The sequence below is a fragment of the Pseudomonas fluorescens genome (assembly GCF_902497745.1).
In the GTDB taxonomy this organism is placed as follows: domain Bacteria; phylum Pseudomonadota; class Gammaproteobacteria; order Pseudomonadales; family Pseudomonadaceae; genus Aquipseudomonas; species Aquipseudomonas fluorescens_BM.
In genome coordinates, this window is the sequence record NZ_CABVHJ010000028.1 from 37251 (window position 1) to 49887 (window position 12637).

The window sequence follows — 12637 nt, forward strand, 5'->3', positions numbered from 1 at the left end:
GGGACGACAACTCCGATGAATTTTTCCCAATTCTTCATTTCACGGCCGATCTTCGCAGCGGTGCTGTCGCTGCTGATCCTGATCGCCGGTGCGATCTCGCTGTTCCAGCTACCGATCAGCGAATACCCGGAAGTCGTGCCGCCAACCGTGGTGGTGCGTGCCAACTTCCCGGGCGCCAACCCTAAAGTCATCGGTGAAACCGTGGCCGCTCCGCTGGAGCAGGCCATCACCGGCGTCGAGAACATGCTGTACATGTCCTCGCAGTCGACCGCCGACGGCAAGATCACCCTGACCATCACCTTCGCTCTGGGCACTGACCTGGACAATGCGCAGGTCCAGGTGCAAAACCGGGTGACCCGTACCGAACCGAAGCTTCCCGAGGAAGTGACGCGCATCGGTATCACCGTCGACAAGGCCTCGCCCGACCTGACCATGGTTGTGCACTTGACCTCGCCGGACAAACGCTACGACATGCTCTACCTGTCCAACTACGCGATCCTCAACATCAAGGATGAGCTGGCTCGTCTGAATGGTGTCGGTGACGTGCAGCTGTTCGGTATGGGCGATTACTCGCTGCGGGTCTGGCTCGATCCGAACAAGACCGCTTCGCGCAATCTGACTGCGACCGATGTGGTCACCGCCATTCGTGAGCAGAACCGTCAGGTCGCGGCCGGCCAACTCGGTGCGCCGCCTGCCCCGAATGCCCAGAGCTTCCAGTTGTCGGTCAACACTCAGGGCCGACTGGTCAGCGAGGAAGAATTCGAAAACATCGTCATTCGCGCAGGCGACAACGGTGAAATCACCCGCCTCAAAGACATCGCTCGCGTTGAGCTGGGCTCCAGCCAATACGCGCTGCGCTCGTTGCTGGACAACCAGCCGGCGGTGGCCATCCCGATCTTCCAGCGTCCAGGCTCCAATGCCATCGACATCTCTAACGATGTTCGCGGCAAGATGGACGAGCTGAAGAAAAACTTCCCGCAAGGCATGGACTACAGCATCGTCTATGACCCGACGATCTTCGTGCGCGGTTCGATCGAGGCGGTGGTTCACACCCTCTTCGAAGCACTGATCCTCGTGGTACTGGTGGTGATCCTGTTCCTGCAAACCTGGCGCGCCTCGATCATTCCGTTGGTGGCGGTGCCGGTATCGTTGATCGGTACGTTTGCGGTGATGCACCTGTTCGGCTTCTCGCTCAATGCGCTGTCGCTGTTCGGCCTGGTACTGGCGATCGGTATTGTGGTGGACGACGCCATCGTGGTGGTGGAGAACGTCGAACGGAACATCGAACTCGGACTGACACCGGTCGAAGCCACCAAACGGGCGATGCGTGAAGTGACCGGCCCGATCGTTGCCACGGCGCTGGTGCTGTGTGCGGTGTTCATTCCGGCGGCCTTCATTTCCGGTCTCACCGGGCAGTTCTATAAGCAATTCGCACTGACCATCGCCATCTCGACAGTGATCTCGGCGTTCAACTCGCTGACCCTGTCGCCAGCGCTGGCCGCTGTATTGCTGAAAAGCCATGACGCACCGAAAGACCGCTTCTCCAAGGTGCTCGACAAGATCTTCGGTGGCTGGCTGTTCCGTCCGTTCAACCGCTTCTTCGACCGCGCCAGCCATGGCTACGTCGGCACCGTGCGCCGGGTTATCCGTAGCAGCGGCATCGCCCTGCTGTTGTACGCAGGTTTGATGGTGCTGACCTTCTTCGGTTTCTCCAGCACGCCGACCGGTTTCGTACCTGGTCAGGACAAGCAATACCTGGTGGCTTTCGCACAACTGCCGGACGCCTCGAGCCTGGATCGCACCGAAGACGTGATCAAGCGCATGTCCGACCTGGCACTGAAACAGCCAGGCGTGGAAAGCGCGGTAGCGTTCCCGGGCCTATCGATCAACGGCTTCACCAACAGCCCGAACGCCGGCATCGTCTTCGTGACCCTGAAACCGTTCGACGAACGTAAAGACCCGAGCATGTCCGCCGGTGCAATCGCCGGGGCCTTGAACGGCCAATACGCGAACATTCAAGAGGCGTACATGGCGATCTTCCCGCCACCGCCGGTACAAGGTCTGGGCACCATTGGTGGTTTCCGCCTGCAAATCGAAGACCGGGGCAACCTGGGCTACGACGAGCTGTACAAAGAAACCATGAACATCATCAACAAGAGCCACAGCGTGCCGGAACTGGCCGGGCTGTTCACCAGCTACACGGTGAACGTGCCACAAGTCGATGCCGCCATCGACCGTGAAAAAGCCAAGACCCACGGCGTGGCCGTCAGCGACATCTTCGACACCCTGCAGATCTACCTGGGTTCGCTATATGCCAACGACTTCAACCGCTTCGGGCGTACCTATCAGGTCAACGTTCAGGCCGAACAGCAGTTCCGCCTCGAATCCGATCAGATCGGCCAACTGAAAGTACGCAACAACAAAGGCGAAATGATCCCGCTGGCGACCTTCATCAAGGTCAGCGACACCTCGGGCCCGGATCGCGTGATGCACTACAACGGCTTCATCACCGCAGAAATCAACGGTGCCGCAGCCCCGGGCTACAGCTCCGGCCAGGCCGAGAAAGCCATCGAGAAACTGCTGAAAGATGAGCTGCCGAACGGCATGACCTACGAATGGACCGACCTGACCTACCAGCAGATCCTGTCCGGCAACACCGCGCTGTTCGTATTCCCGCTCTGCGTACTGCTGGCGTTCCTCGTGCTCGCCGCGCAATACGAAAGCTGGAGCCTGCCATTGGCGGTGATCCTGATCGTACCGATGACTCTGCTGTCGGCCATTACCGGGGTGATCATCTCGGGCGGTGACAACAACATCTTCACCCAGATCGGCTTGATCGTACTGGTGGGACTGGCGTGTAAGAACGCGATTCTGATCGTCGAATTCGCCAAGGACAAACAGGAAGAAGGCCTCGACCCGCTCGCCGCAGTACTGGAAGCCTGCCGTCTGCGTCTGCGGCCGATCCTGATGACCTCCTTCGCGTTCATCATGGGTGTGGTGCCACTGGTGTTCTCCAGCGGTGCCGGTGCCGAGATGCGTCACGCCATGGGTGTGGCGGTGTTCTCCGGGATGCTCGGGGTGACCTTCTTCGGTCTGTTGCTGACGCCAGTGTTCTACGTACTGATCCGTAACTTTGTCGAACGCGGCGAAGCCCGCAAAGCGGCCAAAGCTCTGAAACTGGAGGCGCAACAATGAGTCTGAAAGTCTTCCTGCCGAGTCTGCTGGTGCTGGCCCTCAGTGCCTGCGCCGTCGGCCCCGACTACAAGACCCCAGCCACGGAGGCGGCCAATATCACGGCCGTCACCGACGGCGCCGCCGGGCAAAAGAACTTCGACCGTTCGAAATTCGAAGGCATCTGGTGGCAGCAATTCGATGATCCAACCCTCAACCAGTTGGTGACCCAGTCGCTGCAAGGCAACCGTGAACTGCGCGTGGCGTTCGCCCGCTGGAAAGCCGCCCGGGCGATCCGCGACGACGCCAGCAACGACGCGATGCCGACCATCACCAGCCGCGCCAGCAGTGATCTGGCCAAGGGGCAAATCCCCGGCCAGACCACCAACCGGGTCAACAGCGAACGCTATGACCTCGGTCTGGACATGGCCTGGGAGCTTGACCTGTTCGGGCGCATCCAGCGCAATCTGGAAGCCAGCGACGCCGACCAACAAGCGGCCGAAGCCGACCTGTATCAACTGCAAGTCACCATGATTGCCGAACTGGTCGACGCTTACGGTCAACTGCGTGGCGCTCAGTTGCGCGAGAAGATCGCCGTGGCCAACCTGAACAACCAGCAGGAGTCGCGCAAAATCACCATCAGCCTGCGTGACGCCGGCGTTGGCGATCAGCTCGATGTCGAGCGGGCCGATGCGCGTCTGGCCTCGGTCGAAGCCAGCGTGCCGCAGTTGCAGGCGGAACAGGTTCGGCAGAAAAACCGCATCGCCACCCTGCTCGGTGAGCGTCCGGACAAGCTGACCGTCGATCTGAGCCCGAAAGACTTGCCGGCGATTGCCAAAGCCTTGCCGATCGGTGACCCGGGCGAACTGTTGCAACGCCGTCCGGACATCCTCAGCGCCGAACGCCAACTGGCTTCGGCCACGGCGCGCATCGGCGTGGCGAAAGCCGATCTGTTCCCACGGGTCAGCCTCAGCGGCTTCCTCGGCTGGACGGCCGGGCGTGGTTCGCAGATTGGTTCCTCGGCGGCCAACGCCTGGGCACTCGGCCCGAGCATCACTTGGGCAGCATTTGATCTTGGCAGCGTGCGAGCTCGATTGCGCGGCGCCGATGCTGAAGCCGAAGGCGCACTGGCGACTTACGAGCAACAAGTGTTGCTGGCCCTGGAAGAGTCGGAAAACGCCTTCAGTGATTACGGCAAGCGTCAGCAACGCTTGATCTCGCTGATCCGTCAGAGCGAATCGAGCCGCAAGGCGGCCGACCTCGCTGAAATCCGCTATCGCGAAGGTACGACCGACTTCCTTGTGTTGCTCGACGCCCAGCGTGAGCGCCTGAACGCCGAAGACAGCCAGGCCCAGGCCGAAGTCGACCTGTATCGCGGCATCGTCGCGATCTACAAAGCCCTTGGCGGTGGCTGGCAACCGGAGACAGTGGCCAGCAAGTAATCGATTGTTAAAGAGCTCCTTTGGTTGGCCGCAACCAACCAAATTTTTTGCCCCGCGTATCATTCGGTCGCGGGGTTTTTTTTATGCTTTTTGATCAATGAGATCTTGTGGGAGCGAGCCTGCTCGCGAATGCGCTGTTTCAGGCGACACACCATCGGGGCTGGTCCAGCTTTCGCGAGCAGGCTCGCTCCCACAGGGTTAACGGTGTTCTTCAGATTGGGGGTTTTCCAGAACGGTGACGGTGGCCGTGGTACCCGCCCGCAGGCGGTTTTTGCCGGCATAGTCGCCATCGATGTCGATCCGCACCGGCACCCGCTGTGCCAGTTTCACCCAGGTGTAACTCGGGTTGATATTGGCCAGTAGCCGACTGCCTGGCGCGTTTTCCCGGTCGGCAATGGCGAAGGCAATGCTCTGCACCGTACCGCCGAAGGACTCCCCGCTCATCAATTGCACCCGCACCCGATCGCCCTCCTCGATCCGTGGCAGTTTGGTTTCTTCGAAATAGCCGCTGATGTAGAACGAATCGCTGTCAACCAGCGCCAACAACGCGCCGCCACTCACTGCGTAGTCACCTTCGCGAGTCAGCAGGTTAGTGACATAGCCACTGACCGGTGACTCGACACGGGTGCGCTGCAAATCCAGTTCGGCCTGGGTCAACGCGGCAATCGCCAGCTGCACATTGGCCTCGGCCAGGCCGAGATTCGCCTGGTTGCGTAACAGGTCGGCCTGAGCCACCGCCACGTCGGTACTGGATTTCTCCCATTCCTCCCCGGAAATCGCGAAACCCTGCTTGAGCGTACGCCGCCGACGTTCTTCGCTTTGCCGTTGTTTGAGCAAGGCTTCGCTGGCAACGATCGCCGCTTGCGACTGCCCCAGCGTTGCCTTGGCCACTTCCACCTCGCGGCGCGAGTGCTCCACTGCCAGGCGGTAACGCGCCGGGTCGATCTCCATCAGCAGTTGGCCCTTGTCGACATGCTGGTTGTCCTGCACCGCGAGGCTGACAATGCGCCCGGAGACATCCGCCGACAGCGTCACCACATCCGCCCTCACCCGGGCATCGCGAGTCCACGGCGCGCGGGTGTAATGCTCCCAGGCAAACCAGCCAAGCACGATCGCCAGCAACACCACCGACAACGTTATCAAGCGAGTGAGTAACACTTTCAAGGCTCAGGCTCCCATCAGCAAAATCAGCGTGGCACAGACGCAGGCATACAAGGCACCTTCGAACAGCGCTTCATGCCAGACCAGACGCAGTACGCCCAAGCGCCGCAACGCCCAATCCAGCACCATGAATATCGGTATGGCCAACAATAACGCCTGGGCGATGGGCGGCAGATAGACGCCGCCGATCTCGAAATCAATGGGCAAGGGCTGCTTCTCCTTCCGGGACAGAACGCTGGAGGGTTTCACCATGGCGCTGCAGAAATGACACGACGATCAACAAGGCCACGCGCATACGAAACAGCGACCAGACATGCTCGTGACTGGCGACGTGCAACTCGTCCAGTTCATCGCCCAATACGTGCAGTGTGTCGAGCAAGGGTGCCAGTTGAACGTCCTGCCGCCCGGCCACAAAACGCCCGGTCTTGCGCAGGGCCGAAGACAGGCGCTGAGTGAAGGTGTCCGTCAGCAGCGCGTTGTTCTGTGCCTGTTGTCGCAATTGATGCATTGCTACGCCCAGTGCTACGCATGCCAGGCTGATTTCATACAGTTGCTGCATGGCGCGGCTGTTCAGCGCCGGCAGCAGGCCAAGCATGCTGGTCAGGCGGTCGACCATGCGGCTTTCAAAGGCAAATTGCTGTTCATCGGTGGCCGGCAACTTGCTCAAGGCATACACCTGTTCGCGCGCTTCGTTGTACAAACGACGAATGCGCAGCGCCGGGCGGAACGGGAAAATCCATGCGTAAACGATCAACGCCAGCATCGCTGCGCTGACATAGGCCCCGGCGAACTCGAACCATTGAATGGCAGTGTTCTGCCCGGTACCGACATTCTGCGGACCGATCATCAGGAAGCTCGACAAGCCCAGTCCCATGCCGATGCCGGCCGTCGCAGGGCTCGCCAGTCCCACCGCGATGACATACAACAACGGCGCGATCATCAGCGCCAACGGTTCGAAGTCACTGATCGAAGGCACCAGCATGAACTGATAGAGCGCCGACACCAGCAACGCCAATCCCAACCCCCGTGCGTAGCTCTGCGCCGCCAGCAATGGTCGCGGAAACGTCGCCATCAGCGAGCAGAGGATGCCCACCAGAATCATCCCGCCACGGGCGCCGTCCCACGCGGTTTCGATCCAGATCAGCCCCGCCACCAGCAACGCAGTGAAAGCGCGGATGGCGTTCATCGACGCCAGCGTGAAATCCAGGTGCAGCGGGCTCGCCTGACCGCGATAGAGGCAACTGGCTTCTCGCCCCTCCTGAATGGCATCGCTCAACTCAAGGATCTGTTCGAGCTGCTGCAGCAGCCGCGCCTGCTCCCAGCGCAACGCCCATGCGAGGGAACGCAGCGTGGCACTCATGTCCTCGGTCAATTGTTCGGCCTCGTAGGCCAAGTCATCGAATTGCTTCTGCAGGGTGATGAAACGATGACGCGCATCGGCCGATACCGAACGTCCCTGCTCCGCCAGTTGATCAAGAGCCGCCAGCTCTTCGGCGCGCAACCGCTGGACTTCCAGTGGCAGCTCGCCTTCCCAGCGCTCGGTGAGCAACTGCCGCTGATGTCGCAACGCCGTCAAACGCGAGGTGAGCAACATCAATTGATTGCCGAGCAACAGCACCAGGTTGTTGGCGCTGCGCAAACGCGGCGCGTCGAAATACAAGTGCCGCCGCAAGCCTTCAAGTGCGCTGATTTCCCCGAGCAGCTGCATTTGCCGGCGCTGGAAGTCAACCTCGCTTTCTTCGGTACGAAGCACCGCCGCAGCGTGACTGGCGGCGAGTTTGATGACCTGATCGACCTTGGCGAAATAACCCTTGGCCACGGCTTGCGGCCGGGCCGTCAGCAGACTGACCACACACACGCACGCCACGGCCAGCAAGGTTTCGGTGACGCGGGTAACTGCCAGCAGGAATGTGCCGTCCTGATCCGGAATCGCCAGCAATGCCACCACCACAGCCGTGTACCCGCTGAGTACAAACGCCTGCGAACTGGTGTAGCGCAGCAACGTGCCGCCCGCCGTGCACAGCGCCAGCCACAGTGCCAGGGTAGTGATGAATGGCAGGGGTGCCTGAGGAAAGATGGCCATGATCAACACCGCCACCACCGCGCCGAGGGTCGTGCCGATCACCTGACCGAAACTGCGTGCCAGCGCCATCCCCGCCAGCGGCTGGCTGACGATGATCACTGCCATGATCGACCACTTGGGCTGATCGAGGTCGAACAGAAACGCCAGATACAATGTCAGCAACCCTGCCGCAATGGTTCGCAGGGCAAACAGCAGGACGGCCTGACCCGGATGGATCACCGCCTTGAAATAATTGAACAGGGCTTGCATGGGCACACTCATCACAACGACTTCTGCAAGCGTAGACACTGCATCGAAAGCCTGACGGGTAACTGAGTCGACGCAGTGTGTAGGACGATTCGCATGCACAGGGTTTGACTCGTGGGCCGAGCTGACCGAAGCTTGCCGCTCTGCTCAAGTACGCCTGTTTCGGAAACCTGCATGCCTCAGTCTCGCCGCTACCTGCTTATCAGCCTGGGCCTTGTGCTTGTCATCATCGTGGCCTGGTTGTCCGTGCGCAGCACCTCCCCGGTCATTCCCGACGCGATCAAACACGGCTACAGCGAAGCGTTGAATGCCGCGCGCACGGGTGAGCCGGGCGCGGCGCGGCAGTTGTATCAACAATTGGGCCGTCCGGACATCTCGGTCAAGCGCCGCGTGTGGCTGCATGGCGAGCTGCCCAACTACCCGAGTCCACAGGCGTTGAAGCTGGCCGACACCGACCTGCAAAACGAATCCCCCGCCGTGCGGCTGGCGGCGATCAAAAGCGTGGTTGGACTGGTGCCGGGCGGGCAGCGCAGCCTGTTGCTCGGGCCGATGCTTGAGGATGAAGATCAAAACGTGCGTTTTGCCGCGATCAACGCCCTGCTCGGCTTGACGCCGGATGAGCTGGGTCTGTATTTCGCACCGCTGCAACAAGCGATTGATGGCTGGGAACAGACCCTCAAGGCACAGCCCGAAAGCGCCACTAACTACGCGCAACTGGCTCGCCTGCATATCCACAACGCTGAACTCAAAGAGGCCCAGGTCGCACTCGACAATACTCTGCGCCTGGAGCCCGGCAACCTGTCCGCACTGGTGATGCAGATCGATGTCCTCGACCGCCAGGGCCAAAGCGATGCCGCCCGGCAATTGCTGGTCAAGCAGCTCAAAGCGCAGCCTGATTCTGCCTATCTGCAACACGCGCTCGGTCTCTGGCTGCTGCATCACGATCAGCGCGAATACGCCCTGCTCGGCTTGTCCAAGGCTGTCGAGCTAGATCCCGACAACAAGGATTACCGCTACGACCTCGCCACCACCCTGCACAGTGCCGAAGAACTGGAAGCGGCGCAGAAGCAGTTGCAGGAAATCGTTCAGCGCCACCCCGCTGACCGCAAGGCGCGGGTCTTGCTGATCAATTACTGGAAAGAAAGCGGCCAACTGCAGAATGTGCAGATTCTGTTGGCTCAGCTGGAGCAGCTCAATCCGGATGATCCAGCGCTGCAACAAGGCCTCTGACCCATTTTCGACAGCTGTCTCGACACATCTCGCAAGGAATTTCGGAACTGCCATCACGCCAAAGGGTCAAGTTAATCAGGCCGCTCGATTCAGTCGACGGTCTCGCTTCCCCTAGTCATGAGAGGGCATTTTTTGTCTACTTCTAACGAGTTGATCAGTGCGAAAGCCGCTACCGGCATTGTAGGTCTGGACGACATCCTGGCCGGTGGCTTGTCTCGCGGTCATGTTTTCCTGCTGGAGGGTGAACCCGGAACCGGCAAAACCACGGTCGCTTTGCATTTTCTCCTCGCTGGCGCGAAAGCCGGCGAGCGCTCGTTGTACATCACGCTCTCGGAAACCGAGCGCGAACTAAGGCAAGGGGCGTTGTCCCACGGCTGGACGCTGGATGACAACATCAAGATCTTCGAGCTGACGCCCCCGGAAAGCCTGCTCAATGCTGAACACCAGCAGAGCCTGCTGTATTCCTCTGACCTGGAACTGGGCGAAGCCACCAAGCAGATTTTCGAAGCGGTCGAACGCTTCAAGCCCACGCGTGTGGTACTCGACAGCCTGTCGGAAATCCGTTTGCTGGCGCAAAGTTCTTTGCGCTATCGCCGGCAGATTCTGGCCATCAAGCATTACTTCGTGCGTTACAACGCCACGGTACTGCTGCTCGACGACCTGACCACCGAGTCCCTCGATAAAACCGTGCACAGTGTCGCTCACGGGGTGATTCGCCTTGAAGAGCTGACGCCCAACTACGGCGCCGAGCGCCGACGCGTGCGGGTGGTCAAGTACCGTGGTCAGAAGTATCGCGGGGGTTTCCATGACTTCACCATCATGGGCGATGGCGTGCATGTGTTCCCGCGGCTGGTGGCGGCTGAACACCGCGGCGAGTATGCGCGCTTGCAATTGACCAGCGGCATCCCGGAAATGGACGCCCTGCTCGGCGGCGGCATCGAAACCGGCTCCAGTACGCTGATTCTCGGCCCTGCCGGTACCGGCAAATCGCTGATCTCGATGATCTTCGCCGCCGCTGCCGTACTACGCGGGGAAAAAGCCGCGCTGTTTATCTTCGATGAAGAACTCGGCCTGCTGTTCGAACGGATGAAAAACATCGGCATCGACCTTAAGGCGCTGCAAGCCACCGGCAATCTGTTGATCGAACAGGTCGACGCCGCTGAGCTGTCGCCGGGCGAGTTCTCCCATCGCGTGCGCCGCTGCGTCGATGAAGGTCAAATCAAAACCGTAGTCATCGATAGCATCAACGGCTATCAGGCGGCAATGCCGGAAGAAAATGCGCTGGTGCTGCACATGCACGAACTGTTGCTGTACCTGAACCGCAAAGGCGCGGCGACTTTCATGACCGTCGCTCAACATGGTCTGGTCGGCGACATGCAAGCGCCGGTCGACATTACTTATCTGGCTGACACGGTGATTCTGTTGCGCTACTTCGAAGCACTGGGCAAAGTCCGCCGCGCGATCTCGATCATCAAGAAACGCACCGGCAGCCACGAATCGACCATTCGTGAATACCGCATTTCCACGCAAGGCATGACCATCGGCGAACCGCTTGAAGCCTTTCAGGGCGTACTGCGTGGCGTCCCCACCTACCTCGGCGCGAGTAATCCGCTGTTGCAGGAAGAACACTTGTGACGGTTCAAGTGCCGCTGGCCGAACGGGCGCTGATTCTGGCGCCCGTGGGTCGCGACAGCCAGATTGCGCTGATGATCCTCAACGAGGCCGGTTACGGAGGAACGGTCACCCCCGATCTGGGATCGCTGTGTACCGAACTGGAACTGGGTGCCGGTCTGGTGCTGGTCGCCGCCGAAGCGTTGCGCGGGCCGGAACTTGAAACGCTGTTCCTGCATCTGGAACAGCAGCCCGCCTGGTCGGATCTGCCGATTGTGCTGCTGACCCACCACGGCGGTCAGGAACAAGGCCCCTCCTCGCGCCTGAGCGATCTGCTCGGCAACGTAACCTTCCTTGAACGCCCGTTTCATCCCGCAACACTGGTCAGTATGGTGTCCGCCGCCCTGCGTGGCCGACGACGACAATACGAAGCCCGCGATCGGCTGGTCGATCTCAGTGAAAGTGAACGGCGTTTGCAGTCGACCCTGGAAACCCTTGAGCAGCAGGTCGAAGAACGCACCGCACAACTGCGGCACAACGAAGAAGCCCTGCGTCAGTCGCAGAAAATGGAAGCGGTCGGCCAGCTCACTGGCGGTATCGCCCATGACTTCAACAATATGCTGACCGGCATCATCGGCAGCCTTGAGTTGCTACGCCGGCGCCTGGCCCGTGGACGTCTGGACGACCTCGACAGCCTGATCGATCTGGGTGTGACGTCGGCCAACCGCGCTGCGAGCCTGACCCACCGTCTGCTGGCGTTCTCGCGCCGGCAATCGCTCGACTCAAAAGCCGTGCAGATGAATACCCTGGTGCTGTCCATGGGTGAACTGCTGCAACGCAGCCTCAACGAAAGCATTCAACTGGACATGCGCCTCAACGACAAGCTGTGGGTCGCCGAGGCTGACCCCAATCAACTGGAAAGCGCCCTGCTCAACCTGGTCATCAATGCCCGCGATGCCATGCCCGACGGCGGCAAACTGGTGGTCGAGACCAGCAATCAGGTGCTCACACGCGAATTCACGGAAGCCTACAGCAACCTCGAACCCGGTGATTACGTGATGCTCAGCGTCACCGACAATGGCAGCGGCATGCCGCAAAGTGTCATCAACCGCGCATTCGATCCGTTTTTCACCACCAAACCGATTGGCCAGGGCACCGGGCTGGGCCTGTCGATGATCTACGGGTTCAGCAAGCAGTCCCGAGGGCATGTCTCGATTCACAGCGAGATCGATGAGGGCACCACGGTCAAACTTTATCTGCCGCGCTTTCGCGGCGAAGAACTGTCCAGTCCCGAATCCACTGTTCAACAGGCGCCGGATGCGCTGGACGGCGAAACCGTGCTGATCGTCGAAGACGACCCGGCCGTGCGCGTGCTGGTCTGCGCGGTGCTTGGTGAATTGGGTTATGCCTTTGTCGAGGCCTGCGATGCCGACAGCGCCGTGCCGATTCTGAACTCGACGCAGCGCATCGACCTGCTGATCAGTGATGTCGGTCTGCCTGGCATGAACGGCCGGCAACTGGCAGAAGTCGGCCGTCAGTATCGGCCGGGGCTGAAGGTGTTGTTCATCACCGGATACGCCGAGCACGCAGCGGTGCGGGGCGGGTTCCTCGATTCGGGAATGCAGATGATCACCAAACCGTTCACGTTCGATCTGCTGACCGCCAAGGTCAGGGAGATGATCCGGCAGTGATG

General features: G+C 60.4%; 8 protein-coding genes. 5 read left to right on the forward strand and 3 right to left on the reverse strand.

The genetic code is table 11. The annotated features are described in order from the left end of the window. Positions 1 to 15 precede the first annotated feature (15 nt). Positions 16 to 3195, forward strand: coding sequence for an efflux RND transporter permease subunit (locus F8N44_RS29010; RefSeq protein ID WP_150652736.1), 3180 nt, complete (start codon positions 16 to 18; stop codon positions 3193 to 3195). Beyond that, the gene (locus F8N44_RS29015; protein WP_150652737.1) at positions 3192 to 4613 is read left to right on the forward strand and encodes an efflux transporter outer membrane subunit; all 1422 of its coding nucleotides are present in this window, start codon (positions 3192 to 3194) and stop codon (positions 4611 to 4613) included. Before F8N44_RS29010 ends, F8N44_RS29015 begins: the two co-directional genes overlap by 4 nt. 198 nt (positions 4614 to 4811) lie before the next feature. Here the strand turns inward: F8N44_RS29015 and F8N44_RS29020 are convergent, their stop codons facing one another. Genes F8N44_RS29020 through F8N44_RS29030 form a run of 3 tightly spaced genes read right to left on the reverse strand, consistent with a single transcriptional unit; the run spans position 4812 to position 8106 of the window. Next, positions 4812 to 5777: an HlyD family secretion protein gene (locus tag F8N44_RS29020; protein ID WP_150652738.1), complete on the reverse strand. Its 966-nt coding sequence runs from the start codon at positions 5775 to 5777 to the stop codon at positions 4812 to 4814. Between the two features lie 3 nt (positions 5778 to 5780). Then, positions 5781 to 5981 carry a DUF1656 domain-containing protein gene (locus tag F8N44_RS29025; RefSeq protein WP_150652739.1) on the reverse strand — a complete coding sequence of 67 codons (201 nt, stop codon included), beginning with the start codon at positions 5979 to 5981 and terminating at the stop codon, positions 5781 to 5783. Next, on the reverse strand, positions 5971 to 8106 hold the full coding sequence (locus F8N44_RS29030) for an FUSC family protein (RefSeq protein WP_150652740.1): 2136 nt from the start codon (positions 8104 to 8106) through the stop codon (positions 5971 to 5973). Before F8N44_RS29030 ends, F8N44_RS29025 begins: the two co-directional genes overlap by 11 nt. Positions 8107 to 8277: 171 nt before the next feature. On the opposite strand from F8N44_RS29030, the gene F8N44_RS29035 reads away from it, so the two are divergent. The 3 genes from F8N44_RS29035 (at position 8278) to F8N44_RS29045 (ending at position 12635) form a co-directional block, all read left to right on the forward strand. Continuing rightward, positions 8278 to 9333 (forward strand): tetratricopeptide repeat protein, encoded by a 1056-nt coding sequence (locus F8N44_RS29035; protein ID WP_150652741.1) that lies wholly within the window; start codon positions 8278 to 8280, stop codon positions 9331 to 9333. A gap of 132 nt (positions 9334 to 9465) precedes the next feature. Next, positions 9466 to 10968 carry an ATPase domain-containing protein gene (locus F8N44_RS29040; protein ID WP_150652742.1) on the forward strand — a complete coding sequence of 501 codons (1503 nt, stop codon included), beginning with the start codon at positions 9466 to 9468 and terminating at the stop codon, positions 10966 to 10968. Then, on the forward strand, positions 10965 to 12635 hold the full coding sequence (locus F8N44_RS29045; protein WP_150652743.1) for an ATP-binding protein: 1671 nt from the start codon (positions 10965 to 10967) through the stop codon (positions 12633 to 12635). Before F8N44_RS29040 ends, F8N44_RS29045 begins: the two co-directional genes overlap by 4 nt. The last annotated feature ends 2 nt before the right edge of the window (positions 12636 to 12637 follow it).

Excerpts from the sequence above, each read along its gene's own strand:
- F8N44_RS29010 (WP_150652736.1), top strand. The coding sequence starts at position 16 with ATGAATTTTTCCCAATTCTTCATTTCACGGCCGATCTTCGCAGCGGTG.
- F8N44_RS29015 (WP_150652737.1), top strand. The coding sequence starts at position 3,192 with ATGAGTCTGAAAGTCTTCCTGCCGAGTCTGCTGGTGCTGGCCCTCAGT.
- F8N44_RS29030 (WP_150652740.1), bottom strand. The coding sequence starts at position 8,106 with ATGCAAGCCCTGTTCAATTATTTCAAGGCGGTGATCCATCCGGGTCAG.
- F8N44_RS29035 (WP_150652741.1), top strand. The coding sequence starts at position 8,278 with ATGCCTCAGTCTCGCCGCTACCTGCTTATCAGCCTGGGCCTTGTGCTT.